We start from the raw sequence: 24006 nt of genomic DNA, 5'->3' as shown, positions 1-24006 counted from the left end.
GGACCGGATATGGCCAACGTGGTTGTTGTCGGCGCCCAGTGGGGCGACGAGGGGAAAGGCAAAATTGTCGACTGGCTGAGCGAAAGGGCAGACGTGATCGCGCGCTTTCAGGGCGGTCACAATGCCGGACACACTCTGGTCATCGACGGCGCGGTCTACAAGCTGCATGCACTGCCATCGGGCGTTGTGCGTGGCGGGAAGCTGAGTGTGATCGGCAATGGTGTTGTTCTCGACCCGTGGCACTTGATCAAAGAGATTGAGACCATTCGGGCGCAGGGTGTCGATATCTCTCCCGAAACACTGATGATAGCCGAGAATACGCCCCTGATCCTGCCGATCCATGGTGAGTTGGACCGGGCGCGCGAAGAGGCCGCCAGCAAAGGCACCAAGATCGGAACCACCGGGCGCGGTATCGGACCGGCCTATGAGGACAAAGTTGGCCGCCGTTCGGTCCGTGTGGCGGATCTGGCGGATGACGCGACCCTTGAGGCGCGCGTCGACCGTGCCTTGCAACATCATGATCCGCTGCGCAAAGGCCTGGGGATCGAGCCCGTTGACCGGGATGCGCTGGTCGCTCAGTTAAAAGAGATTGCGCCCCAGATCTTGCCCTTTGCCGCGCCGGTCTGGAAAGTGCTGAACGAAAAGCGCAAGGCTGGTAAACGCATCCTGTTCGAAGGTGCGCAAGGGGCACTGCTGGACATCGATTTCGGTACCTATCCATTTGTGACCTCGTCCAATGTGATCGCGGGTCAGGCGGCGACGGGCGTTGGTATTGGTCCTGGGTCGGTTGATTTTGTCCTGGGCATCGTCAAAGCCTACACCACCCGTGTCGGAGAGGGGCCGTTCCCAACCGAACTGGATGACGCTGACGGCCAGCGCCTGGGTGAGCGCGGCCACGAATTCGGGACAACCACGGGCCGCAAACGCCGTTGCGGCTGGTTCGATGCCTGCCTTGTGCGCCAAACCTGCGCCACCAGCGGCGTGAACGGCATTTCTCTGACCAAACTGGACGTTCTGGATGGGTTCGAGACGCTGAAGATATGTACCGGCTATGAGCTAGACGGCGAACGTCTGGACTATCTGCCTACGGCGGCCGATCAACAGGCACGTTGCACTCCGATCTATGAAGAAATGCCTGGTTGGAGCGAATCCACCGAAGGTGCGCGCAGCTGGGCGGACCTTCCGGCGAATGCGATCAAATATGTGCGCCGGGTGGAGGAGTTGATCGAATGCCCGGTGGCCCTGCTGTCCACCAGCCCGGAGCGGGACGACACCATCCTGGTGACCGACCCGTTTGCCGACTGATGACTGAGGAGCGCAAGCCCGGACTCAGCTACAAGGCGCGGCGGCGCTGGTCTCTGATCATTCTCGTGATCGGCCTGCCGCTGTATATCGTGGCGGTCGTGACCGTGGTGAACCTGTTGAACCGCCCGCCAATTTGGGTCGAGTTGCTGATCTATGTCGGTCTCGGCATCGTGTGGGCGCTGCCATTCAAGTTCGTATTCCGTGGGGTCGGCAAAGAAGACCCGGATCAGAACGCAGACTGATCCAAACGCCGTTTTGCCCTTTTGGGGGCTGTCAGTATTCCCATCGCTAAGCGGCACTTGCATTAGCGAGCCGCCGCCGCCGGGCATTCTGTGCTTCGCGGCATGCGAATACGCGTGACTCACAACGAAAAAAGGGCCAGAGACAGCTCTGGCCCAAGGTGTGAGGGGGAAATGTTCTTTTTGGTGTTGATTATCCGGCGGCGCGCTTGTCGTCGGGGCGGAAACCGATCTGGTTCGAGGCAGCAAAACGACCGCCTCCGGCCTTCTCGATCTTGCCGTCGCGCAACAGTTGCCCGAAGGTGCGCAGGCTTTCCTCGCGGTTGAACGCATCCTGCTTGAGCGAGCGAACCTTGTTCATCAGTTGCGGGCGCGAAAATTGCTCCTGACCTTCGATGAAGGCCAAATAGGCGGCGGCGGCCTCAAGCAGATCCGGCAGCGACTGTGCGCCCTGTTCCTGCGCAAAGCGGGCAAAGCCACCTTCTTCGTCTTCTGCATCATCCTGATCCGCAGTCACACGGCGAGGTGTAACAGGACCGACGTCTGAGTCGTCGGTGTCGATACGCTGTTCCGCCACCAGTTTCAGCGGTGCAGTTTCCGCTCCGGGACGGGCGCTGGTGACCTGGACTTCGGGGCGGCGCGGGCTGACAACGGATTGCAGATCGCCACGATAGTCCTGATCGCGTGATTTTGCTTCGTCCCGCGATTCGGACCGCTCTGCTTCGGCGGCTGCCACGGCAGTGCGCAGATGCGAGTAGGTTTCACGCTGGCCCGAGGTTTCCGGGTCGTCCATACGTTCACCCGCCGATTCCATCAGGCGCGAGACGTCTTCTTCGAGGTCATTCGTCTCAGGCAGGTGTTGCGAGGTCCGTTTGGCCAGCTCGGATTCCACCAAGGTAATTTCATCCAGCAGCTTTGCTTCGTCGGCAGCGCTGAGAATCTGAAGGTCTTCTTCGGCTTCTTCCGCTGTTTCGGTCTCTTCCGTCTGATCGTTTAGGATATTGACGATCTCATCAGGTTCGGCGTCGGCTTCGGCTTCGTCCTCGATATCGGTAAACAGGACGTCGTCGGTCGAGACTTCAGCCTCTTCCACTTCGGTCGTTACGTCTTCTTCGGTCGTTACGTCTTCGGGTTCGACCGATGCTTCTTCAACTTCCGAAGATACCTCTTCGGTTTCTTCCACTTCGGCCAGTTCTTCGGCAGATTCGGCCTGAACCGCCGGGATGGGCGTCGGCAACTCAGCGGTCGGCTGTTCCTCTTCCTCAGCCTCATCTGCTTGCGGCTGCAGATCTTCAGGTTTCAGCGCACCGGCTTCGAACGCGGCCGAGATGGCATCGACTTTGGGCTGAGCAGGGGCGACGAATCCACCGCTTTCGTCCTCATCCTCGCTATAGCGCGCGGGAGCTTCGTCCGAGTGTGACACCACCGCGCGAATGCGCTGCAATTTGGCTGCGATGCTGTCCGCGGCTGCGGGCTCGGCGGTTTCGGATTTGGCAAAGAACTCTGCCGCGCTGTCCGTCGGAGCGGCCATGGGCGCGTCCGCTGGCACTGCAGGCGCAGCGGGCGAGGCGGGGGTCGGTACCTCATCCGTTGCGCGCAGCAGCAAGCCGCTGTCATTTCGGCTGGCTTCGACCCGCTGCGCCTGATCGCGCTGTGCAATACGGGTCAACATTTCTGCGTCTGGCTGGGGGGGTTCCGACCCGAAATACCGGTCATCCGCTGCAAGATCACGAAAATATTCGGCGATCGCCTTCATCGTCTCGAAGGAGTCGTCAAAACCTTCCAATGTGCAGGAGAATGTACCGTAGGAAACGGTCAATACCTTGTTGTTCTGTACCATCAGACACACGTCCTCTACAAACTACCAAGTCACATTGCGGGCGCAGCCCACCCACAATCGACTCTGAACTTTGTCCATGAGTCTATCATTTTGTGGTCTCATTATGTCCAAAACCGGGAAATATGGTCAATCTTGTGAAAAATGAGCCAATTGTACGTTCAGAAGGGCCAATTGCGCTGTTTGGGGGCGGTCAAATCGGTTCTGACGACCTGAATCTGGCGCTAAACCGCGTCAATGGCATTGTCGCGGCAGACGGAGGTGCGGCGATTCTGGTCGATTCGGGGCACCTTCCCGACGCCGTAATCGGTGATTTCGACTCACTTGGGCAGATTTACCGCGACCGCATACCCGACGACCGGCAATTTCGGATTCGCGAACAGGACAGCACCGATTTCGACAAGGCGCTGCGCCATATTCAGGCTCCGCTGGTCCTGGGGGTCGGGTTCCTTGGCGGTCGGGTCGACCATCAATTGGCCGTTCTCAATACGCTGGTCCGGATGCAGGACCGGCCCTGCCTTCTGCTGGGAGAGCGTGAGGTGATCTTCCATGCACCACCGCAGATCGCCCTGCTCATGGAATCGGGCCAGACCGTGTCGCTGTTCCCGTTTCGGCGCGTGTGCGGGCGCAGCCGGGGCCTGGAATGGCCAATCGATGGGCTGGTTCTGGAACCCGGTGGTCAGGTGGGGACGTCGAACCGAGCGCTAGGCGCGATCGAGCTGAAGCTGGACGGCCCCGGTCTTGTGGTGATGCTGCCACGCGACGCATTGGATCAGGTCATGCAGGCGTTTCTGTCGGGCCAGACCGGGCAGTGGCCCGCTCGCGCAGAATGACATAGAGGCCAGCGGCAATGGTGATGAGGATCCCAACCGCCGCCAACCCGTTGGGCAGGTCGTGAAAGATCAACCATCCGACCACGGTGGCCACGGGGATTTCGAGATACTGCATCGGGGCAAGTGTGGCCGATGGCGCGTAACGTAGTGACCAAGTCATGAACAGATGTGCGACCGTTCCCAAGACACCGATCGCCAACAGCAGCCAATGGGACTGCTGCGGAGGGACAATCAGAGAGACCTCCCAAATCGAGAAATACGTTCCCAGCAGCAAAAGCGGAAACAGAAAGGCCGTTGCCATCGCACCGGATACGGCCTGCAACGCAATCGGGTCGGTCTCCTTTGCGATCTGTCGTGTCACCAACATGAACAGTGCAAAGACCACCGCGACGATCAACGGCAGCAGCGCCGGGGCACCAACTGTCGCGAAACTGGGCTGGATCACCAAAAGCGTACCGATGAACCCGACGATACAAGCCATCAGCCTGCGCACGCCAACGACTTCGCCAAGCACATAGCGCCCCAAAAGCAGCATGATGAACGGCATGACAAATGCAATTGCAACGGCATCGGCCAGCGGAAGATATTGCAGCGCGCTGAACATCGCGGCGATACCGACGATATGCAAGGCGGTGCGAATGATGGTTAATCGCAGAACCCGTCCCCGCAAGCGCCAGGGTCGGCCCGTAGCGGCGATCAGCGGAATCAAGATTACGGACTGGATACCAAACCGCACAAACACCAGCATCCCCAGCGGCGTGGTCTCGCCCAACAGCTTGGCCATCGCATCGCCTAGCGGGGCGAGCAGACAAAAGCCAAGCATCAGCGAGATACCTAGAACGGGACGGTCATGGGTCATGATCGCGACGCTAACGGGTCGCGACGGCACTGGAAAGCCGTCTGTGTCCCAAAATCAATCGATGGGTTGGACCTTGGTATAATCCGGTCCGATGCAATGGGGCAGCCCGTCATCCAGATTCAGCCAGCGCAGCTTTTCCTCATGCGCCACATTCAGCGTTGGCTCCAGCGCTTCGGGGTTTTCCAGCGTCGCCACGTAAAGGTGCAGCACATCCGACATCGCGGTCGAGCGGAACGAGATTGGCGTCCCGCAATGCGGGCAGAAGCTGCGCTCGACCCCGGGCGAGGACTTGAACCGCTTTGGCTCTTCCCCGGTCCATCGCCATTGGCCGTCCCGGACACCGAAATAGGTCGTCATCGGGGCCGCGCATTGACGGCGGCAACTGTCGCAGTGGCAATTGACGCAGGACAGAACGGGCGGGTCCACCTCGTATCGGATGGCGCCGCATAGGCAATGTCCCTGCATGTCGTTCCTTTCGCGCAGCTCACCTTTGGTCGGGTCAGCAGTTGGGAATGTTCACCGCCAATCCGCCCAAAGAGGTTTCCTTGTACTTTTCATGCATATCATGCCCGGTCTGGCGCATGGTTTCGATCACAGCGTCCAGCGGCACGAAATGCTGTCCGTCGCCGCGCAGGGCTAGCGACGCGGCCGAGACCGCCTTGATCGCCCCCAGACCGTTGCGTTCGATGCAGGGAACCTGCACCAGTCCCGCAACCGGATCGCAGGTCATGCCAAGATGATGCTCCAGCGCGATTTCGGCGGCGTTTTCGACCTGCTCGGGCGTGCCGCCCATTACTGCGCACAGACCCGCAGCCGCCATGGCCGAGGCGCTGCCGACCTCGGCCTGACATCCCGCTTCGGCGCCTGAGATCGAGGCGTTATACTTGACCAGCCCACCGATGGCGGCAGCAGTCAGCAGGAAGTCTTCGATCCGGCTTTCCGAAGCGCCTGGAACGTGATCGAGGTAATAGCGCAATACCGCCGGCAACACACCTGCCGCCCCATTGGTCGGGGCAGTGACGACCTGACCGCCGGCAGCGTTTTCCTCGTTCACCGCCATCGCATAGACGCTCATCCAGTCGTTGATCGTGTGCGGGGCGTTCAGGTTCATGCCGCGCTCGGCCTGCAGGGCGTCGTGGATGCCCTTGGCGCGGCGGCGCACATGCAGGCCGCCGGGCAGTATTCCGTCGGTCGTCAGACCGCGTTCGATACAATCATTCATCACCTGCCACAGGCGCGCCGTTCCTTTGGCGAAACTGTCGGCGCAACCCCGCGCGATCTCGTTCTCGCGCTTCATCTGGGCGATATTCTTGCCGCTGGCGCGGGCCATATCAAGCATCTCGACTGCGGATTTGAACGGGAACGGGACTGGCGCGCCTTCGTCGGTCGCCTTGCCCTCGGCCAGTTCTTCTTCGGTCAGGACAAAGCCGCCGCCGATCGAATAATAGACCTGCCGCAAGATCACATCGCCCTGCGCATCGGTGGCCATCAGGATCATCCCGTTGGCGTGACCGGGCAGGTTGTTGTCAAAATCAAAGATCAGATCGGTCTTGGGATCAAAGCCAAGCGTCGGCAACCCTTCCGGCGAGACAGTGTGTGTCTCCGCTATTGTGGCCAATGCGGCCTCGGCCCTTTCATTGTCATATGTGTCAGGCACAAACCCTGCCAGTCCCAGAATGGTTGCCCGGTCCGTCGCGTGACCAACGCCGGTGAACGCCAGCGACCCGTGCAGCGACCCGCGCAATCCCGAAAACTCGAACGGCGAAGCGCGCATCAGGTCCAGAAATCGCGCGGCGGCCACCATTGGGCCCATGGTGTGAGACGAGGACGGGCCGATGCCCACTTTGAACATATCGAAGACTGAAAGAAACATGTCAGATCGCTGACCCTTCTGGAGGATTGGCATAAGTCGGAGAGGTAAAGGGCGTAACCCCCAGCCCCTCGGCGGCGGTGGCGGTGCGGGTGGCAGGTCGCATTTCAAGCTGCATCAAAAGGTCCTGCAAATAAGGTGTATCAGCCAGCTGATACCAGCTGCGATCCGTGCGCGCAGGGTAAAGCGCCATCCAGCGCATCATGCACGCGATATAATAGCCCAGAACCGAGGGCTGATCGGCGTCAAGCCAAGCGGGCTTTGCACGCGCGACGGCATCCAGGTTCTGCAAGTGTTGCCGCAACCGCGGCTGGATGCCCAGGCGCAGCGTTCCCGCCTGCGCGGCCTCAATGTACTTCTCGGCGTAGAAATTGATGCGCAGATCAGCGTGCAAGGTGTTGGATGCAAAGAACAGCCATTTCAGAAACGCCGCCCTGTCCGGACTGTCTGCAGCCGGTGCCATTTGGCCGTGCCGATCGGCGAGCCACAACAGTATCGCGGCGGTTTCGAAAATCGGACCCTGTTCTGTTTCCAGCACCGGGATCAATCCGTTTGGGTTCAACGCGCGATACGCTGCGCTGTCCTGCTCATTGCGGCTGCGGTCGACCAGAACGGTCTGATACGGCAGTCCCATCTCTTCCAGCACCAGTCGGATGACCAGCGAGGCATTGTCGGGGGCATAGTGCAGGCGATACGGCGTTTCCATGCGATCTATCTAGGCGGTCCGGACGCTGGGCGAATACTCGATTGCGACGATTCCCATCGGAAACGCGTATTTCAGCGACATGTTAACACATGTGGAGACGCGATTGGGCCTCGCAGTTGCGACTTGCTTTCCGTATATATCCGACAAATGACCAAGGGGATGCTGCCATGACCGGGGAAATGTCACCGATAGAAAAGGCAAAATACGTTGCCGCCAACCGTGCCGCCGAATTGGTGCAGGACGGAATGCGTGTCGGGCTGGGTACGGGATCGACCGCCGCGTGGCTGGTGCGCCGACTGGGCGAGCGGGTGCAGGAAGAAGGGCTGAAGATTAAAGGCGTGCCAACCTCGACCGCAACTGCGCAACTGGCACGCGAAATGGGGATCGAGGTCGTTTCGCTGGATCAAGCGGGGTGGCTTGACCTGACCATCGACGGCGCGGATGAGTTCGACCGAGAGTTCAGCCTGATCAAGGGCGGCGGCGCCGCCTTGTTGCAGGAAAAGATCGTAGCCACCGCCAGCGATCAGATGGTCGTCATCGCCGACGCCGGGAAAGAGGTGGAAACGCTGGGTGCATTTCCCCTTCCGGTCGAGGTCATTCCCTTTGGCTGGCAGACCACCCGCACCCTGATCGAAGAGGCGCTGGACACCATGGACGTGCTGGGCACTTCGGTGACGCTGCGCATGAATGGTCAAGCGCCCAAGGTGACCGACGAAGGCAATCACATCCTGGACCTGCATCTCAAACGCATCGGCAACGCGCGGCAGCTGGCGCTGGTGCTGAACCAGATCCCCGGCGTCGTTGAAAACGGGCTGTTTATCGACATTTGCGACAAGGTGGTCATCGGCCATGGCGACGGTCGCGTAGAGCTGCGCGACCTGAACGAAGGCACGGTCGAAATGGGTGAAGCCAGCAGTGGTGAAAACCTATTCTCGGACTTGGCCGATTAAGTTCTGATCCAATCGCGGCTGCTAAGGGCAGAGGAAATACGCTTTTTCCCAGCCCGGGGGGTTGGCAGGCAGGTTTTCTTACGTAGATATGCAGGGCAATTTCAGGTTGAACGAAGGAAACCGGCATGAGCTTTGACTATGATCTGTTCGTCATTGGTGGCGGCTCGGGCGGGGTTCGGGCCGCGCGCGTGGCGGCAGGAGAAACTGGTGCCAAAGTGGCGCTTGCGGAAGAGGATCGCTACGGCGGGACCTGTGTCATACGTGGCTGTGTTCCCAAAAAGCTGATGGTCTTCGCCAGCGAGTTTTCCGGGATGGTCGGCGATGCGCAGCAATATGGCTGGGATATTCAGCCCGGTGCGTTGAACTGGAGTACCTTCCACGGCAAGCTGGTGGCGGAACTGGACCGGCTGGAAGGCATCTACCGCAATATCCTGAAGAACAATGGCGTCGAAAGCTTTGATCAGCGCGCACGCGTGGTCGATCCGCATACGGTCGAGTTGGCCGATGGCACCCGCAAGACCGCCAAGCATATCCTGATTGCCACCGGTGGTCGCCCAGTTGTGCCCGAGTTTCCGGGCTCGGATCTGGCGATCACGTCGAACGAGATTTTCCACCTGGAGAAACTTCCTGAAAATATCCTGATCGTGGGTGGCGGCTATATCGCCAGTGAGTTTGCCGGGATCATGAACGGGATGGGGGTCAAGACGACTCAGTTCTATCGTGGCGCGCAGATCCTACGCGGCTTTGACGAAGAAGCGCGGGGTCTGATCTGCGAAGAGATGCGCCAGAACGGTATCGACGTGCGGCTGGGTACAAATGTCCTTGAGATGACCAAAGATGGCGACCAAATTCGCGTCAAGGCCACGGACGGCACCGAAGATTGCTTTGATGTGGTGATGTATGCCACCGGGCGCGCGCCAAACGCAGATGATCTGGGACTGGAGGCTGTCGGTGTTGAGCGGGGTCGCAAGGGCGAGATCGTCGTGGATGAATACAGCCAGACCGGGGTGCCCTCGATCTACGCGATCGGCGATGTGACGGATCGGGTGAACCTGACGCCGGTTGCGATCCGCGAAGGCATGGCCTTTGTCGAAACCGTCTTCAAAGGCAACCCAACGCCGGTGGATCACGAGCTAATTCCAACGGCGATCTTCACCCAGCCGGAATTCGGCACAGTGGGCCTCAGCGAAGAGGAGGCTGCCGCGCAAGAACCGGTCGAAGTGTACGCGACCTCGTTCAAACCGATGCAAAAGGCGTTTGCAGGCGGGACCCAGCGGGTGCTGATGAAACTGATCGTCAGCCAGGCGACGCGCAAGGTTCTGGGCTGCCACATCGTGGCCCCCGGCGCGGGCGAGATGATTCAGCTGGCCGGAATCGCCGTCAAGATGGGCGCAACCAAAGAGGATTTCGACCGCACGGTTGCAGTTCACCCGGTAATGGCCGAGGAACTGGTGACAATGCGGCAACCTGTTCGCACGGCTTGATTTGCAACCGCGCGCACACAAGTTACAAGGGACCCCGTGATCACACGGGCCTAAACGAAGGAATCGAAAAATATGGCGGGCAACAGCGGTGGCCCCTGGGGGGGCGGAGGCTCATCCGGAGGCGGAGGAAATCGGGGTAACAACGGGGACGGGCGCAAGCCCCCCGAAGGCGACGGCCCGCAGATCCCCGAGATCGACGAGCTGATGAAAAAGGGCCAGGAGCAGCTGCGCGTCCTGATGGGCGGTCGCGGCGGCGGTGGCCGTGGGACCAATGGCAAGGGCGGCGGAAATGGTCCGGCATTCACCAAGGGGACGATCGCGATTGGCCTGGCAGCGGCTGCGGTGCTGTGGGGGCTGGCAAGCTTTTACACCGTAAAGCCCGAAGAGCAGTCGGTTGAGCTGTTTCTGGGTGAATTTTCGGCGGTTGGAAATCCCGGTCTGAACTTTGCGCCTTGGCCATTCGTGACGGCCGAAGTCATTCCGGTCACGCGCGAACAGAACGAGGACATGGGCGGCGCGCGCGGCAGCGATGACGGCCTGATGCTGACCGGCGACGAAAACGTCGTCGACATCGACTATCAGGTGGTCTGGAACATCAACGACCCAGCAAAATTTCTGTTCAACCTGCGTGATCCGCGCCAGACCATTCAAGCGGTATCAGAATCAGCGATGCGTGAGATTATCGCGCAGAGTGAGTTGGCACCGATCCTGAACCGAGACCGCGGCATCATTGCCGAACGCTTACAGGAGCTGATTCAGGCGACTATGGACAGCTACGATTCGGGCGTGAACATCGTTCGCGTTAACTTTGACAAGGCCGACCCGCCGCAGGACGTGATTGCCGCGTTCCGCGACGTTCAGGCTGCCGCGCAGGAACGTGACCGCCTGCAAAACGTGGCCGATGCCTATGCCAACCGCGTATTGGCGGAAGCGCGAGGTGAGGCAGCGCAGGTTCTGGAAGAAGCCGAAGCTTACCGCGCGCAGCAGATCAACAGCGCACAAGGTGAAGCCAGCCGTTTCAGCGCGGTTCTGGAAGAGTATTCCAAGGCGCCGGATGTGACCCGCAAGCGTCTGTATCTGGAACGGATGGAGCAGGTTCTGGGTGACGTCGACAAGATCATCCTGGACGAGAACTCGACAGGATCGGGGCAGGGTGTTGTGCCGTATCTGCCGCTGAACGAGCTGCGCCGCAATTCCGGTCAGGAGGGCAACTAATGCGTAAAACGACAATTATCCTGCCGATCATTTTTGTCGCGATAGTCGGCCTTCTGTCCTCGATCTTCATCGTGGATGAGCGTGAGCGTGCTCTGGTTCTGCAATTTGGCCGCGTCGTGGCGGTTAAGGAAGAACCGGGACTGGCGTTCAAAATTCCGCTGATTCAAGAAGTTGTCCGCTATGACGACCGTATCTTGTCGATCGACGTTCAGCCGTTGGAGGTGACGCCTCTGGATGATCGCCGTCTGGTGGTTGATGCCTTTGCCCGTTATCGGATTTCCGATCTTGAGCAGTTCCGTCAGGCCGTTGGTGTTGGCGGCATCCCTGTGGCCGAAGATCGTCTTGATCGCATTCTGCGTGCCGAAACCCGCGAAGTCTTGGGTTCGGTATCGTCCCGCGACATCCTGAGTTCTGACCGGGCGGCACTGATGCTACGCATTCGTAACAGCGCGATTGCCGAGGCGCGCGCGTTGGGTGTCAACGTCATCGACGTGCGTCTAAAGGCGACAGATCTACCGCAGGCAAACCTCGAAGCGACCTTTGACCGGATGAAGGCCGAGCGGGAACGTGAGGCAACCGATGAGCGTGCTCGTGGTAACGAGGCTGCGCAGCGTGTCCGTGCGCAAGCCGACCGTACTGTGGTTGAACTCGTCTCCGACGCCAACCGCGAAGCAGAAATCATCCGTGGTGAGGCCGACGCCGAACGCAACGCGATCTTTGCCGAAGCCTATGGTGCCGATCCTGAATTCTTTGAATTCTACCGCTCGCTTTCGGCCTATGAGAACGCCTTGCAGGGTGGAAACAGCTCGCTGGTTCTGACCCCGGATTCCGAGTTCTTCAACTATCTCAAGTCACCAACCGGACAGGCCCGTCAGTAATGGGCCTGATCCTTCTGGCCATCGGGCTGGTTTTGATCGTCGAGGGGCTGGCCTATGCGCTGGCCCCTTCGCTTATCGAACGTATGCTCGAGGCGCTGCGGTCGTTGCCGGTGCAGGCAAGACAGCTTGCGGGGTTGCTATGTGTGGTCAGCGGTCTGATCCTTGTCTGGCTGGCCTATCAGTTCGGATTTTGACCGCAAGGGCTTCACGCGCGGGTGATTTCCCCGCGATCCTGAGTTGCTAGCTTGGCCAAACTGACTACATTGGTTTCTAAGACCGGCTGCCCGAGGGCCGCCGCCAAAAGAGATGTCGACAAGGAGAGCCCAGGTGCAGGCAAAAGCGCGCAGTATTTCCGTCCGGCGGGACGATGTAAGTGTCATGGTTCGATTGATGTGGCTGGCCTTTGTCGGAATGCTGCTGGTGCTGGCGCAAAGCGTGGCAGCGCAGGCGCGCAGTGAAAGCCTTGCACCGCTGGCCGAGCAGATCAGCCCCGCAGTTGTCAACATCACCACGTCGACCTTGGTCGAAGGCCAGACCGGTCCGCAGGGGATTGTACCCGAAGGTTCGCCGTTTGAGGATTTCTTTCGCGAGTTTCAGGACCGTAACGGTGACGACAACAGGCCACCCCGCCGCAGCAATGCGCTGGGCTCGGGTTTTGTGATCTCCGAGGATGGCTATATCGTCACCAACAACCACGTGATTGCCGAGGCGGATGAAATTCTGGTCGAGTTTTTTCCGGGCGACGGCCAACCCGCCGAGGAATTGCCCGCCAAGGTGATTGGCACGGATGAAAAAACCGACATCGCTCTGCTCAAAGTCGAAGCAACAGGGCCGCTGAAATACGTCCAGTTCGGCGACAGCGACACCGCGCGGGTGGGTGACTGGGTCATCGCGATGGGCAACCCGCTGGGGCAGGGCTTTTCGGTTTCGGCCGGGATCGTGTCCGCGCGGAACCGGGCGCTGAGCGGGTCTTACGACGACTACATCCAGACAGATGCCGCCATTAACCGTGGAAACTCGGGCGGCCCGCTGTTCAATATGAATGGCGAGGTGATCGGGGTGAACACCGCGATTCTGTCCCCCAATGGCGGCTCGATCGGGATTGGATTTTCGATGGCCTCGAACGTGGTCACCAAGGTGGTCGATCAACTGCGTGAATTTGGTGAAACCCGCCGCGGCTGGCTGGGTGTACGCATTCAGGATGTGACCGAGGACATGGCAGAGGCGATGGGCCTGGACAAGCCCGGCGGCGCGCTGATCAGCGATGTACCGGATGGCCCAGCCAAGGATGCCGGGCTGCTGGCCGGTGATGTGATCCTCAGCTTTGACGGGGTCGAGGTCGAGGATACGCGTGGCCTGGTGCGTCAGGTTGGCGAAACCACGGTTGGCAAATCGGTGCGCGTTGTCGTCCACCGTGACGGTGGAACCCAGACCGTTCTGGTGACGCTGGGGCGCCGCGAAGATGCAGAGCGCGCCGAAGCCGGCGAGGAAGAGCCCACTGACGAAGATCAGGAAGCCGAAAACACCGATATCCTGGGCCTGACCATCTCACCGCTGACTGACGCGATGCGTGGAGAGATGGGTTTGGACGAAGATGCCGAAGGTCTGGTGGTGTCCAACGTCGACGAGGCGTCCGAGGCGTTTGCCAAGGGCCTGCGCGCGGGGGATCTGATCACGGAAGCCGGGCAACAAAAGGTCACCACGATCGAAGATCTTCAGGCGCGCATGGAAGAAGCCCGTGAGGCTGGCCGCAAATCCCTGTTGCTTCTGGTCCGTCGCGGCGGAGAACCGCGGTTCGTAGCGCTTAGCTTGGAAGAGTAGGGGGTTCCCAACGAAAAATGGCTAGGGGCAGTGCGCTGCGCGCGTCTCTCGATGAGAGGTGCCGCAGCAACACAACGCTTAGCGCAACCCGCCCAATCAACACGAGTGCCCTCGCATTGTCAGCGGGGGTGCGTATTTCTAAGCGGCAGCTCTCCTATTCCTGAGCGTGTAAGTGTTTCGCCCATTCCTTACTGAAGTCGCCGAGTGGGCAGAGATGATCATAGAGGTGTTGTCCCAGATCAGTCGACGCATATCCTTCGGCAACGCGATGAACAAATCCCGCGGCTTGAAGCTCTTTCAGTCGGGTGTTGAGTGCCGCAGGTGAGATTGTTTCGCATTCTTCTTGCAGCTTTCGGAATGTGCATGGGCCAGTCTCGCTCAGCGTCCAAAGGACTCCCATAGCCCAGTGCCGTCCAAGCAGGTCGAACAGAGCCATTATTGGCGCGCCGCTTTTTGAACCACGGACAGGCTGACCTGGTATCGGTATCTTAGTCACTTGCTATACTTTCTGTAGCGTCCTATATTGCTATGTAATTTATAGCAACCCGAGCCAGTATTGCCAATGACCAAGACTGATACTTACGAAGTCCGCGATGATCGGTTCAGACGCAGCATCAAACTGGATGAGCCGATCGACCAAATCTGGACAGGTGGTAAATGGACGGAAGGACCGGTGTATTCTCCGACGTTCAGATGCCTGATCTGGAGCGACATTCCCAATGATCGACGGCTCCGCTGGGACGAACTGACCGGAGCAGTCGGAGACATCCGCTCAGGCCTCGGATGCTATACGAATGGCTCAACGCTCGACCGGCAAGGGCGGATCGTGGCTTGCGAGCATGGGACGCGCAGTGTCACCCGGATTGAGCATGATGGGTCGGTTACGACTCTGGCCAGTCACTTCGAGGGAAAGCCGTTCAACAGCCCCAACGATGTTGTGGTGCGATCAGATGACACGATCTGGTTCAGTGACCCAGCCTACGGAATCGAGTCTGACTACGAAGGGTTTCAGGCAGACCCAGAGCTTGACGGTGAACATGTCTATCGTCTCGATCCGGCCACTGGCGATGTTACACAAGTGACTACTGACTTCGCCTGTCCGAATGGACTTGCGTTTTCGCTGGACGAGCAAACGCTGTATATAGCTGACAGTGGTGGCACGCGTTACGCAAGCGGAGAGCATCATATCCGCGCGTTCTCTGTTGGTGCAGACGGCAAGCTCTCAGGCGGGGATGTCTTTGTTGAATGCGAAGAAGGCGTCTTTGACGGATTTCGGCTCGATACCCAAGGCCGTATCTGGACGAGCGCAAAGGACGGCGTTCATTGTTACCACCCGGATGGCACGCTGCTGGGCAAGATTTTCGTCCCAGAAGAGGTCTCGAATGTTTGCTTTGGCGGGCCGAAACGCAATCGCCTGTTCATCACCGCCTCCACAAGCGTATATGCGGTCCTCTTGCCAACAACCGGCGCTTTGCTGTTCTGATGGCAGAAACCTTTGTGCTGAAGGCCCGCACGGGCCGCGCGTTTCGTCTTGTGCAAGGCGCACAATTGCGAGTTACCAATACGTTCGGGTCTCAGGTAATCGACGCGTGGGCGTTCATGGCGGATGACATCGCCGAGTTCATGTCGATGGAACATACCCGCGTTCATTGCGACACTCCGACGCCGGTGAAGGGAACGATTTTTCGATCTAATCGTCGATGTCCCATGCTGGAATTTAACGAAGACACGTCACCTGGTGTCCATGATTGGTTCTTCGCCGCTTGCGATCAGGCCCGCTATGAAATGCTGGGGTTCCAAGGGGCGCACAGGAATTGCAGCGACAATCTCAGACAGGCGATGGCAGGACTTGGATACCCAATTGATCATGTGCCCTGCCCACTGAACCTGTTTGAAAACGCGCCGCTCCTTGACGGAGACACCGCAATCCATCCGCCCCTGAGCCGACCCGGCGATTTTATTGAGCTTACGGCGTTGGCCGATCTAATCATATGCTTGTCTGCGTGCCCTCAGGATTTGGCTGACACGAATGGAACCGAGCGCGAGCCGAGCGATGCCGAGGTTTCGATCATCTGACGGGAATTTTGCGCCGTAGCCGATATTGCCGCTGCTTGCAGCATCACGCTCATTGGGCTCGAACCGATCATTGACGATCTTTCAATCGCATAGTTGCGAGCGTTTGAATGACACTTCTGCTCGAGCGCTGTTAGCGATTGCCTTGGCTCCATTTTCGCAAAGCAGCCCCAGAAAAGAAATGAGCCATATGCCGGGCAAGGCATATGGCTCGTGTACAGGGAGAGGTCAGTGGACAGATATCGGGGATGATAAGCTGACCTCCTACGGTAACAGGAATCACCTTAGACCGATCCGGTTTCAACGTATGTGATCCCGGTCACAATAGGGCTGCCAGTGTTTGGTTCAGATCAGATCGGATTCAGCCAATTGCTGTAGCGCGTCGAGATCGTGGATTTGCAGGCCGCCGCGCGACGCTTCGACCACGTTGCTACGCTTCCAGATCGAGATTGTTTTTGACACCGCTTCGCGCGTGGCACCAACAAATTCGGCCAGCTCGCTTTGCGACAGCGTGATGCGCTGCGACGGGTCGTCCTGCTCGTTCGCCAGATGCAGCAATTTGCGCGCCAAGCGAATGGGCATGGGCAAAAAGACCTGCTCGTTCAACTGAACGCCCATCATCCGCATCCGCAGACCAGCCAGCCGGATCATATCGACCGCAAGGTCCGGGTGTTGACGGATTTGTCCCATTACATCCCTTTGTCGCACTTTCAGCACGCGCGAGGGTTCGGCCGCGGTCACGGTAGCCGTACGCGGGCCATCGTCGAACAGGGCAATCTCGCCAAAAACCTCGCCCGGGCGCAACAGATTGAGCGCCAGCTTGCGCCCGCTCATCGCCAGAAACGAGACCTCGAGCAAGCCATCGAGAATGGCAAACAGCGCATCGCCTTCGTCACCTTGTTCAAACAGAACCTCGCCCCGATCCAAAGAGACTTCGGTTGCCTGCGCGGCAAGCATTGCCCGAAGCCGTTCCGAGGCTTCGGAAAGGAATCCGCTATTGGGAAATGCCGTCATGTGGTGCGTACTTCTCTGCTGAGTGGGACGGGTGGTGCCTTAATTTTTCACAGCTTCATCGGTATGCCAAGGTTTTTTAGACATAACCGTAGAAACCGCGACCAGGTTGACACCCGTTTATTGCTTGTCCGGGTCGTCCATATAGCTTTGCAACATGCTGATTTGCAGCATCAGGAACACCATCAGGGCGATCGGAAACCCGAAGGTTTCGATCTTGACCCACAGGTCGGTGGACAGGGTGCGCCAGACCAATTCGTTTGCTACGGCAAGAATGGCGAAACAGGCACAAAGGCGTCGGGTCAGAATCATCCAGCCTTCGTCACGCATCGGCAGCATCTCGTCCAACACGTAGGCCAGATAGGATTTTCCCTGCAACAGCCCGATCCCGAGGATGGCCGAAAAGAAGCCATAGACCAGCGTGGTCTTCATCTTGAAGAACCGCTCGTCATTGAACCAGGCGGTCAGACCGCCGAAGAAGATCACCATGAAAGCGGTGAAAATCTGCATCCGGCTGAGTTTCCCCGTCAGAAACCACAGGATGCCCATGGCGGCCAGCATAAGGGGGACGAAGATGATCGTGGCAACGATAAAGCCCGAGTATTCCGTGCCGCCGAATTGGAAACTGTCATCCCGCAGACGCAGGTAGATGAAGAAGAACGCCAGAGGCGGGCCCAATTCCAGCACCTGTTTCAGAAACGGATTGATATCTTTCTTGCCTGTCATTTCGCGCGTCCTGCTGCTTACCCGCCCATTTCAACTATTATCGCGCCGAGTGCAATCAATGCCATCAGCGCAATTCGCCTTGGTCCGACGGTTTCTTTCAGAACCAGCCAGCCGATGAGGGCGGCAAAGACGGTGGATGTTTCGCGCAGAACGGCGGCCTCGCCCACTTTGTCCAACCGTGTCGCCAGCATAATCGATCCAAACGAGAGGGGGGCGATGATGCCCCCGGCCAATCCACGCAGCATCAGCGGCCCGATGGTCGGACGGTCGATCATGGCGCGCCATCTGAGAAAAGCATAGACCGGCATCGCGGCACCGTCGATCATGAAGAACCAGGCCAGAAAGGTGAACGGGTCGGCGGTGGCGCGAATGCCGTAGGCGTCGTAGGTGGTGTAAAGCGCCACGAACAGTCCGGTGATGACCGCCAGAACCAACGCTATTCCAAGTGTTTCACGGTTTGTTTCCAGATAGCGCAGATTATAGGCTGCGAGACCGAAGATGCCGGCAAGCAGGACAGCGACGCCCAGCCATTGCGTACCTGAAAACGTCTCGCCGAACAACAGGTAGGCGCCGATGACGGTGAATAATGGGCCGGTCCCGCGAACAACCGGGTAGACTACAGTATAGGACCCTTTGGTATAGGCCATTGCCTGAAGCGTTTTGTAGGCAATGTGGATCAACCAGACCATCCCGAAGATGGGCCACATATAGGGCTCGGGCCAGGGAACTACGAAAAACGCGAAAGGTGCGGCCATCAGGCAATAGCTTGCATCGATGGCACCGCGTGACAGCCAGGGATCATGGCGACCCTTTTGCAGCGCGCCGAATACCGCATGCAGAAAAGCGGCGGACAACGCGAGCGCAAGCGCCAGCCTGTGACCCGCGTCGGTGCCTTCAAGAGAGATCAGCCAGTCGCTCAAGTGTCGGTTCTTTCGCCGTAGGAGAGGTCAAGGGGCTGTCAGCCCCGGCCTCCACGAGGATTTCAAAGCCAGATGAAGTGGCGGATCAGGTCTGGGTCACGCCGGTAAGGGCGGCGGCGAATTCTTCGGGGTCGAATGGGGCGAGGTCGTCGATCTGCTCGCCCACGCCGATGGCGTGGATCGGCAAGCCGAACTTGTCCGCCAGCGCCACCAGAACGCCGCCTTTGGCTGTCCCATCGAGCTTGGTCATCACCAGCCCGGACACATCTGCGAGATTGCGGAAGGTTTCGACCTGGCTGAGTGCGTTTTGTCCCGTCGTGGCGTCGAGGACCAGCAGCGTGTTGTGGGGCGCGGTTTCGTCCTTCTTGCGGATCACGCGGACGATCTTGGCAAGCTCTTCCATCAGGTCTGCGCGGTTCTGCAGGCGTCCGGCTGTGTCGATCATCAGAAGGTCGGCACCTTCCTCCTGCGCTTTGGTCAGCGCGTCAAAGGCGAGGCTGGCGGGGTCCGATCCCTCGGGCGCTGTGAGTACGGGTACTCCTGCGCGGTCGCCCCAGACTTGCAGCTGTTCGACGGCGGCGGCGCGGAAGGTGTCACCGGCGGCGATGACGACTTTCTTTCCGGCCTCTTTGAACTGGCTGGCCAGTTTGCCGATCGTTGTCGTCTTGCCCGAACCGTTGACGCCGACAACCAGAACCACCTGAGGACGTTTGGAATAGATCGGCAGGGGCTTGGCAACCGGCTCCATCACGCGGGCCACTTCCTGGGCCAGCAACTGTTTGATCTCGTCGGTTGAAAGCTTCCGCCCAAAGCGCCCCTCGGCCATGTTGGCAGTAACACGCAGGGCGGTATCAACCCCCATGTCCGAGGCGATCAGCAGTTCTTCGAGCTGCTCCAGCATATCGTCGTCCAACACCCGACGGACAACTGTGCGGTTCTCGCTGCGGCCAAAAATCCGCCCGAGAACGCCTTTGCGCTGTTCGGGCGATGTTGTCGCGGGCTCTGCCTGTTCGGACGGGCGCGGCACGTCTGGTTGGGGTGTTTCTGCAACCGGCTGAGGTTCGGGTTCCGGGTCGGGGATGATCGGGTCCGGTGTGCTTTCCTCGCCCCCGTCTTCGACGATGGCATCAAGCCCCTGTTCGAGTCGGGACGAGGATTTGAACAGCCGATCCTTCAGCTTGGATAAAAAAGCCATCTTTGGTCTCCGCAGGTGTTGTCTTCACCTAATGCGGAATTGCGGCGGTTGCAAAGGGTCCCGTGAATGCGATCAGCAATCCGGCCTGCGCAGCCCAGTAGAGAATCCAGACCAGAAAGGGTGTCAATTTCAGGGCCGGATGGTTGGGTGGCAGCAAAAACTTCTCGGTCGCCAGGATCAGGTCCGAAGCAATGAATGCGGCTGCCGCGGGTAACGCCCACCGCAAGGCACCAGCCTCGGGAAGCGAAAGTACCGCAATTCCCATGCCCAAGATGATGGGGATATAGGCCAGCACTGGTCCCTTGAGGTCGCCAACGCGCGGCACCAGCACTGTCGCGGTGATTATGCCCAGCAGGATGAGTGACCAGAAATAGCCTGGGCGATCGAGGATGAGTTCTACATTGCTTGTTGGGTGGGACAGAAACAGGGCGATATAGGCGATATGGCCAGCGGCGAATGCTCCAATTCCCGCCATGAAAGTCTGGTCGGTCTCACGAGACAGCAAGGCATCCCCAAGAGCGCAAAGCGACAAGGCCAGAACCAGCAAGGTGGGGCCGCCGCCAAGCGCAGCGACGGCGGCCAGCACTGCGACCGAAGCGGTCTTTAGCGCCGTGCGCAGACTGCTGGCAGCACGGGGCGACATCGGGAGGTAGGCAAGGGCGCAGCCAGCGGCCAGCCAGAAAAGCGCGTTCGTCATTCTTGAAACCCCGTTTCCCGAAACATTGGCTTTGCGAAAGATCAGGCTCAACGGTGACGTGGAGGCAAGTTCTGAAAGTCCATGTGATTGGCGTTGCTCACGTGCATCTGACACTATGACCCTATGGTGAAGTACCTGATGATTCTCCTTGCTTTGAATGCGCAGACCGCAGGGGCGCAAACCGCGCTGTCGGGCGCCGAGTTTGATGCCTATACGCGAGGAAAAACTTTGTTCTACGGCTTTGACGGAACCGTATACGGCGTCGAGCGCTATCTACCCAATCGCCGCGTCATCTGGTCTTTTCTGGACGGGGATTGCAAGGAAGGCATCTGGTACGAGCGGGAAGATCAGATCTGTTTTCTCTATGAAGACCGGTTGGATCCGCAATGCTGGGTCTTTACCCAAACGGGAACCGGTCTGATCGCGCAGTTTGAGGGGGATCCACAAGCCACCGAACTATATGAGGCACAGGATATCGGGGAAGAGATGGTCTGCTATGGGCCGGATGTCGGCGCTTGATGTCGGCATCAGAACAGCGACCCCTGATCCTCGGTCGGCGGCTTGGGAGCCTTTTTCGACGCGGTTTTCCGCACAGGGGTCTGTCCCGTGGTTATGCGGCCATCGGCGAACTGAATCTCCAAAGTTGCGTGTTGGCTGGCGCGTTCCTTTGAGGTGACGATTTCCTCATCCGCGCGGACAACTGCGAACCCGCGCTCCAAGGTAGATTCATAGCCCAGTGAGCTGCGAAGGCGCTCGGTGGCGTCAATCTGGCGTCTCAACCTGTCGATGCGACCGGTTTGGGCAATGTGCATCCGTTCGGCCAATCGAACGATCGCGTCGCTGCGCAGCTTGATCTCTTTTTGTATCGGCCGCACCGACAGGCGGGACGACAGGTTGTCCAAACGTTCCTGCCGCGTTGAAACCAGGTTTCTCAACGCCGACGGTCGCAGATGCGCCGACAATTTTACCATTTGCAGGCGGCGCGCCTGTACGCCGCGATCAAGCGCCGGTGCCAGACGGTCTGCGATCAGGTCAAGGCGTTGTCGTGGGGTGTTCAGCAAACTGTCTGGCCGAGGCAACGCGCGAGACAGGTCGCTCAGCCGTTGGCTGCGGTGCTTTACGTCGTCGGTGGCGGCGCGCGACAGTCGTGCGCCTTGCTCGTTGGTCCAGGCTAGCAGTTCGATCCGCACCGGAACTGCAAGTTCGGCCGCCGCTGTCGGCGTCGGCGCGCGGCGATCCGAGACAAAATCGATCAGCGTCGTGTCGGTCTCGTGCCCGACGGCAGAGATAAGGGGTATTTGCGAACCTGCCGCCGCGCGCGCAACAATTTCTTCGTTGAATCCCCACAGGTCCTCAATTGACCCGCCACCCCTTGCGACGATGATCAGATCCGGGCGGGGCAGGGCGCCGCCCGGTGTCAGCTTGTTGAACCCATCGATGGCCCGCGCCACCTCTGGTGCGCAGTTGGCCCCTTGCACCGCGACCGGCCAGATCAGCACCTTTCGCGGGAAACGATCGCGCAACCTGTGCAGGATGTCGCGGATCACCGCGCCGGAAGGCGAGGTCACAACGCCAATGATCTGCGGTAGATAGGGAAGAGGTTTCTTGCGTTCGGGCGCGAACAACCCTTCGGCCTCAAGCTGTTTCTTGCGCTTTTCCAGCAGCGCCATCAGCGCGCCCTGTCCGGCGACGGCAACCTCATCTACGTTCAGGTTGTACTTCGATTGCGCACCAAAGGCCGTCAGGCGGCCGGTGACGACAACCTCCAGCCCTTCTTCGGGAACAACAGACAGGCCCGAGATCTGCCCCTTCCACGTGGTGCAGGCCAGCACGTTTCGGTCATCCTTGATGTCGTAGTACAGATGGCCTGAGCGTGCCTTGAACACACGGCCAACCTCGCCTCGCACACGGATTCGCCCAAACGTGCCTTCAAGCGTGCGTTTCACCTCGCCCGAGATGTCCGAAACGGTGTATTCAGGGGTATTTTGGCCCGGGATCGGGTCATCGAGCAGGTCGGACATTTCAGCGCCTTGTGTCAAATGCCCGCCCAGCTTAGAACGCCGCGCAGGCAAGGCCAAGCAGATCGGAGAGCATTCATGAACATCCTCATTCTCGGCAGCGGCGGGCGAGAGCATTCGCTGGCCTGGGCTGTAATGCAGAACCCCAAATGCGACCGTCTCATCGTCGCTCCGGGCAATGCCGGAATTGCTCAGATCGCGGATTGCGCGGCGCTGGACATCGAGAATGGCGGCGCGGTGGTCAGCTTTGCCGAGGAAAACGCGATTGATTTCGTGATTGTCGGCCCCGAGGCTCCGCTGGCTGCAGGTGTCGCTGACCGCTTGCGCGAAGCGGGCGTTCTGGTTTTCGGCCCGTCTGCGGATGCGGCGCAATTGGAGGCGTCAAAGAGCTTCACCAAAGAGATTTGCGACGCTGCAAACGCGCCTACGGCAGCCTATGCACGTTTCACCGAAGCCGAACCTGCCAGGGCCTACATCCGCGAGCAGGGCGCGCCGATTGTGGTCAAGGCCGATGGTCTGGCGGCGGGCAAAGGTGTGATCGTGGCGATGGATGAGCAAACGGCCTTGGACGCGATAGACGACATGTTTGGCGGTGCATTTGGCGGGGCCGGGGCCGAAGTTGTCATCGAAGAGTTTATGGAGGGCGAAGAAGCCTCGCTCTTTGTTCTGTGCGATGGCGAGGACATCCTGTCCATCGGAACCGCGCAGGACCACAAGCGCGTGGGTGAGGGCGATACCGGGCTGAACACGGGCGGCATGGGGGCGTATTCTCCGGCTCCGGTCCTGAGTGCCGAGGTCGAAGCGCGCGCGATGGAAGAAATTGTGCGCCCGACGATGGCCGAGATGAAACGGCGCGGCATGCCGTTTCAGGGGGTGCTGTATGCGGGTCTGATGATCAAGGAGGGGCAGCCGCGCCTGGTGGAATACAATGTCCGTTTCGGCGATCCTGAGTGTCAGGTGTTGATGATGCGGCTAGGTGCGCAGGCGATGGATTTGATGCACGCCGCCGCCGAGGGCCGTCTGAGCGAGGCACAAGTGAACTGGGCGGACGATCACGCAATGACCGTGGTGATGGCCGCCAACGGGTATCCGGGGGCGTATGACAAGGGCTCGGCGATCAACGGTTTGTCGGCTTTGCCCGAAGACAGCAGCAACATGGTGTTTCATGCGGGCACAAAGGCATCGGACGGGCAGATCGTGGCGTCGGGCGGTCGGGTTTTGAACGTGACAGCACGTGGGGATTCGTTGGTTGCTGCGCGGGATCGGGCTTATGCGATGGTCGATGGCATCGATTGGCCCGAGGGGTTCTATCGTCGCGATATCGGCTGGCGGGCGCTGTGATCCAATTGCCGGGCTGCGCCCGTCTCGA

25 protein-coding genes are annotated in these 24006 nt (G+C 59.5%); 13 read left to right on the top strand and 12 right to left on the bottom strand.

Annotated elements, in window-relative coordinates; all coding sequences use genetic code 11:
* The first annotated feature begins 9 nt into the window (after positions 1–9).
* Both ACR0LX_RS04220 and ACR0LX_RS04215 read left to right on the top strand, forming a co-directional pair.
* A complete protein-coding gene (locus tag ACR0LX_RS04220) occupies positions 10–1305 on the top strand; it encodes an adenylosuccinate synthase (RefSeq protein ID WP_480782693.1) in 1296 nt (431 codons plus the stop codon).
* Positions 1305–1547, top strand: a complete 243-nt coding sequence (locus ACR0LX_RS04215; protein WP_480570619.1) for a DUF2842 domain-containing protein — start codon at positions 1305–1307, stop codon at positions 1545–1547. Before ACR0LX_RS04220 ends, ACR0LX_RS04215 begins: the two co-directional genes overlap by 1 nt.
* 190 nt (positions 1548–1737) lie before the next feature.
* Here ACR0LX_RS04215 and ACR0LX_RS04210 read toward each other — a convergent pair whose 3' ends face one another.
* Positions 1738–3384: a hypothetical protein gene (locus tag ACR0LX_RS04210; RefSeq protein WP_480782692.1), complete on the bottom strand. Its 1647-nt coding sequence runs from the start codon at positions 3382–3384 to the stop codon at positions 1738–1740.
* A 134-nt stretch (positions 3385–3518) separates the two neighbouring features.
* Here ACR0LX_RS04210 and ACR0LX_RS04205 point away from each other — a divergent pair, with 134 nt between their 5' ends.
* Entirely contained in the window at positions 3519–4214 is a 696-nt protein-coding gene (locus ACR0LX_RS04205; protein WP_480782691.1) for a thiamine diphosphokinase, read from the top strand.
* Here ACR0LX_RS04205 and ACR0LX_RS04200 read toward each other — a convergent pair.
* Genes ACR0LX_RS04200 through ACR0LX_RS04185 form a run of 4 tightly spaced genes read right to left on the bottom strand, consistent with a single transcriptional unit; the run spans position 4159 to position 7649 of the window.
* On the bottom strand, positions 4159–5073 hold the full coding sequence (locus ACR0LX_RS04200; protein ID WP_480782690.1) for a DMT family transporter: 915 nt from the start codon (positions 5071–5073) through the stop codon (positions 4159–4161). The two genes, ACR0LX_RS04205 and ACR0LX_RS04200, sit on opposite strands and share 56 nt — an antisense overlap.
* 54 nt (positions 5074–5127) lie before the next feature.
* Entirely contained in the window at positions 5128–5538 is a 411-nt protein-coding gene (locus tag ACR0LX_RS04195) for a GFA family protein (RefSeq protein WP_480782689.1), read from the bottom strand.
* A 34-nt stretch (positions 5539–5572) separates the two neighbouring features.
* A complete protein-coding gene (locus ACR0LX_RS04190) occupies positions 5573–6946 on the bottom strand; it encodes an L-serine ammonia-lyase (protein WP_480782688.1) in 1374 nt (457 codons plus the stop codon).
* Position 6947: 1 nt separating this feature from the next.
* Entirely contained in the window at positions 6948–7649 is a 702-nt protein-coding gene (locus ACR0LX_RS04185) for a glutathione S-transferase family protein (RefSeq protein ID WP_480782687.1), read from the bottom strand.
* Between the two features lie 167 nt (positions 7650–7816).
* Between ACR0LX_RS04185 and rpiA the strand changes: the two genes are divergently transcribed.
* The 6 genes from rpiA (at position 7817) to ACR0LX_RS04155 (ending at position 13997) form a co-directional block, all read left to right on the top strand.
* Positions 7817–8599, top strand: a complete 783-nt coding sequence (gene rpiA, locus ACR0LX_RS04180; RefSeq protein WP_480570603.1) for a ribose-5-phosphate isomerase RpiA — start codon at positions 7817–7819, stop codon at positions 8597–8599.
* Between the two features lie 125 nt (positions 8600–8724).
* Entirely contained in the window at positions 8725–10083 is a 1359-nt protein-coding gene (gene gor / locus ACR0LX_RS04175) for a glutathione-disulfide reductase (protein WP_480782686.1), read from the top strand.
* Positions 10084–10155: 72 nt separating this feature from the next.
* A complete protein-coding gene (gene hflK / locus ACR0LX_RS04170; RefSeq protein ID WP_480570597.1) occupies positions 10156–11298 on the top strand; it encodes an FtsH protease activity modulator HflK in 1143 nt (380 codons plus the stop codon).
* Positions 11298–12176: a protease modulator HflC gene (gene hflC / locus ACR0LX_RS04165; protein WP_480570594.1), complete on the top strand. Its 879-nt coding sequence runs from the start codon at positions 11298–11300 to the stop codon at positions 12174–12176. Before hflK ends, hflC begins: the two co-directional genes overlap by 1 nt.
* Positions 12176–12370, top strand: coding sequence for a DUF2065 domain-containing protein (locus ACR0LX_RS04160; protein WP_480570590.1), 195 nt, complete (start codon positions 12176–12178; stop codon positions 12368–12370). The genes hflC and ACR0LX_RS04160 overlap by 1 nt, the downstream gene beginning before the upstream one ends.
* A gap of 184 nt (positions 12371–12554) precedes the next feature.
* The gene (locus ACR0LX_RS04155; RefSeq protein WP_480782900.1) at positions 12555–13997 is read left to right on the top strand and encodes a Do family serine endopeptidase; all 1443 of its coding nucleotides are present in this window, start codon (positions 12555–12557) and stop codon (positions 13995–13997) included.
* 154 nt (positions 13998–14151) lie between these two features.
* Here ACR0LX_RS04155 and ACR0LX_RS04150 read toward each other — a convergent pair whose 3' ends face one another.
* Positions 14152–14433 (bottom strand): winged helix-turn-helix transcriptional regulator, encoded by a 282-nt coding sequence (locus ACR0LX_RS04150; RefSeq protein ID WP_480782685.1) that lies wholly within the window; start codon positions 14431–14433, stop codon positions 14152–14154.
* Positions 14434–14559: 126 nt separating this feature from the next.
* Here ACR0LX_RS04150 and ACR0LX_RS04145 point away from each other — a divergent pair, with 126 nt between their 5' ends.
* Positions 14560–15480, top strand: coding sequence for an SMP-30/gluconolactonase/LRE family protein (locus tag ACR0LX_RS04145; RefSeq protein ID WP_480782684.1), 921 nt, complete (start codon positions 14560–14562; stop codon positions 15478–15480).
* Positions 15480–16073 (top strand): DUF1989 domain-containing protein, encoded by a 594-nt coding sequence (locus tag ACR0LX_RS04140; RefSeq protein WP_480782683.1) that lies wholly within the window; start codon positions 15480–15482, stop codon positions 16071–16073. The genes ACR0LX_RS04145 and ACR0LX_RS04140 overlap by 1 nt, the downstream gene beginning before the upstream one ends.
* Positions 16074–16415: 342 nt before the next feature.
* On the opposite strand, the gene ACR0LX_RS04135 is transcribed toward ACR0LX_RS04140, so the two are convergent.
* The 5 genes from ACR0LX_RS04135 to ACR0LX_RS04115 all read right to left on the bottom strand — a co-directional run bounded on the left by ACR0LX_RS04135 (position 16416) and on the right by ACR0LX_RS04115 (position 20619).
* Complete coding sequence (locus tag ACR0LX_RS04135) at positions 16416–17084, bottom strand: Crp/Fnr family transcriptional regulator (protein ID WP_039531374.1); 669 nt, start codon at positions 17082–17084, stop codon at positions 16416–16418.
* Between the two features lie 117 nt (positions 17085–17201).
* Positions 17202–17807 carry an inner membrane-spanning protein YciB gene (locus ACR0LX_RS04130; RefSeq protein ID WP_480782682.1) on the bottom strand — a complete coding sequence of 202 codons (606 nt, stop codon included), beginning with the start codon at positions 17805–17807 and terminating at the stop codon, positions 17202–17204.
* 17 nt (positions 17808–17824) lie between these two features.
* Positions 17825–18727 (bottom strand): EamA family transporter, encoded by a 903-nt coding sequence (locus ACR0LX_RS04125; protein ID WP_480782681.1) that lies wholly within the window; start codon positions 18725–18727, stop codon positions 17825–17827.
* Between the two features lie 85 nt (positions 18728–18812).
* On the bottom strand, positions 18813–19922 hold the full coding sequence (gene ftsY, locus ACR0LX_RS04120; protein WP_480782680.1) for a signal recognition particle-docking protein FtsY: 1110 nt from the start codon (positions 19920–19922) through the stop codon (positions 18813–18815).
* 28 nt (positions 19923–19950) lie between these two features.
* Positions 19951–20619: a lysoplasmalogenase family protein gene (locus ACR0LX_RS04115; RefSeq protein ID WP_480782679.1), complete on the bottom strand. Its 669-nt coding sequence runs from the start codon at positions 20617–20619 to the stop codon at positions 19951–19953.
* Positions 20620–20757: 138 nt separating this feature from the next.
* On the opposite strand from ACR0LX_RS04115, the gene ACR0LX_RS04110 reads away from it, so the two are divergent.
* Entirely contained in the window at positions 20758–21138 is a 381-nt protein-coding gene (locus tag ACR0LX_RS04110; RefSeq protein WP_480782678.1) for a hypothetical protein, read from the top strand.
* Between the two features lie 8 nt (positions 21139–21146).
* Here ACR0LX_RS04110 and xseA read toward each other — a convergent pair whose 3' ends face one another.
* Positions 21147–22640 carry an exodeoxyribonuclease VII large subunit gene (gene xseA / locus ACR0LX_RS04105; RefSeq protein ID WP_480782677.1) on the bottom strand — a complete coding sequence of 498 codons (1494 nt, stop codon included), beginning with the start codon at positions 22638–22640 and terminating at the stop codon, positions 21147–21149.
* A gap of 75 nt (positions 22641–22715) precedes the next feature.
* Between xseA and purD the strand changes: the two genes are divergently transcribed.
* Positions 22716–23978 (top strand): phosphoribosylamine--glycine ligase, encoded by a 1263-nt coding sequence (gene purD / locus ACR0LX_RS04100; RefSeq protein ID WP_480782676.1) that lies wholly within the window; start codon positions 22716–22718, stop codon positions 23976–23978.
* Positions 23979–24006 lie beyond the last annotated feature (28 nt).

The organism is Ruegeria sp. CH11 (assembly GCF_056537105.1).
Note: the sequence above shows the minus strand (reverse complement) of the source record. Positions and strands in the feature narration are given on the sequence as shown.

Coding starts and splice junctions, on each gene's coding strand:
- ACR0LX_RS04190 (WP_480782688.1), bottom strand. CDS start 6,946: ATGTTTCTTTCAGTCTTCGATATGTTCAAAGTGGGCATCGGCCCGTCC.
- ACR0LX_RS04130 (WP_480782682.1), bottom strand. CDS start 17,807: ATGACAGGCAAGAAAGATATCAATCCGTTTCTGAAACAGGTGCTGGAA.
- ACR0LX_RS04210 (WP_480782692.1), bottom strand. CDS start 3,384: ATGGTACAGAACAACAAGGTATTGACCGTTTCCTACGGTACATTCTCC.
- hflK (WP_480570597.1), top strand. CDS start 10,156: ATGGCGGGCAACAGCGGTGGCCCCTGGGGGGGCGGAGGCTCATCCGGA.
- ACR0LX_RS04110 (WP_480782678.1), top strand. CDS start 20,758: ATGATTCTCCTTGCTTTGAATGCGCAGACCGCAGGGGCGCAAACCGCG.
- ACR0LX_RS04150 (WP_480782685.1), bottom strand. CDS start 14,433: ATGGCTCTGTTCGACCTGCTTGGACGGCACTGGGCTATGGGAGTCCTT.
- ACR0LX_RS04140 (WP_480782683.1), top strand. CDS start 15,480: ATGGCAGAAACCTTTGTGCTGAAGGCCCGCACGGGCCGCGCGTTTCGT.
- ftsY (WP_480782680.1), bottom strand. CDS start 19,922: ATGGCTTTTTTATCCAAGCTGAAGGATCGGCTGTTCAAATCCTCGTCC.
- ACR0LX_RS04220 (WP_480782693.1), top strand. CDS start 10: ATGGCCAACGTGGTTGTTGTCGGCGCCCAGTGGGGCGACGAGGGGAAA.
- ACR0LX_RS04185 (WP_480782687.1), bottom strand. CDS start 7,649: ATGGAAACGCCGTATCGCCTGCACTATGCCCCCGACAATGCCTCGCTG.
- purD (WP_480782676.1), top strand. CDS start 22,716: ATGAACATCCTCATTCTCGGCAGCGGCGGGCGAGAGCATTCGCTGGCC.
- hflC (WP_480570594.1), top strand. CDS start 11,298: ATGCGTAAAACGACAATTATCCTGCCGATCATTTTTGTCGCGATAGTC.
- gor (WP_480782686.1), top strand. CDS start 8,725: ATGAGCTTTGACTATGATCTGTTCGTCATTGGTGGCGGCTCGGGCGGG.
- ACR0LX_RS04115 (WP_480782679.1), bottom strand. CDS start 20,619: ATGACGAACGCGCTTTTCTGGCTGGCCGCTGGCTGCGCCCTTGCCTAC.
- ACR0LX_RS04145 (WP_480782684.1), top strand. CDS start 14,560: ATGACCAAGACTGATACTTACGAAGTCCGCGATGATCGGTTCAGACGC.
- ACR0LX_RS04195 (WP_480782689.1), bottom strand. CDS start 5,538: ATGCAGGGACATTGCCTATGCGGCGCCATCCGATACGAGGTGGACCCG.
- ACR0LX_RS04200 (WP_480782690.1), bottom strand. CDS start 5,073: ATGACCCATGACCGTCCCGTTCTAGGTATCTCGCTGATGCTTGGCTTT.
- ACR0LX_RS04135 (WP_039531374.1), bottom strand. CDS start 17,084: ATGACGGCATTTCCCAATAGCGGATTCCTTTCCGAAGCCTCGGAACGG.
- rpiA (WP_480570603.1), top strand. CDS start 7,817: ATGACCGGGGAAATGTCACCGATAGAAAAGGCAAAATACGTTGCCGCC.
- xseA (WP_480782677.1), bottom strand. CDS start 22,640: ATGTCCGACCTGCTCGATGACCCGATCCCGGGCCAAAATACCCCTGAA.
- ACR0LX_RS04155 (WP_480782900.1), top strand. CDS start 12,555: ATGGTTCGATTGATGTGGCTGGCCTTTGTCGGAATGCTGCTGGTGCTG.
- ACR0LX_RS04215 (WP_480570619.1), top strand. CDS start 1,305: ATGACTGAGGAGCGCAAGCCCGGACTCAGCTACAAGGCGCGGCGGCGC.
- ACR0LX_RS04160 (WP_480570590.1), top strand. CDS start 12,176: ATGGGCCTGATCCTTCTGGCCATCGGGCTGGTTTTGATCGTCGAGGGG.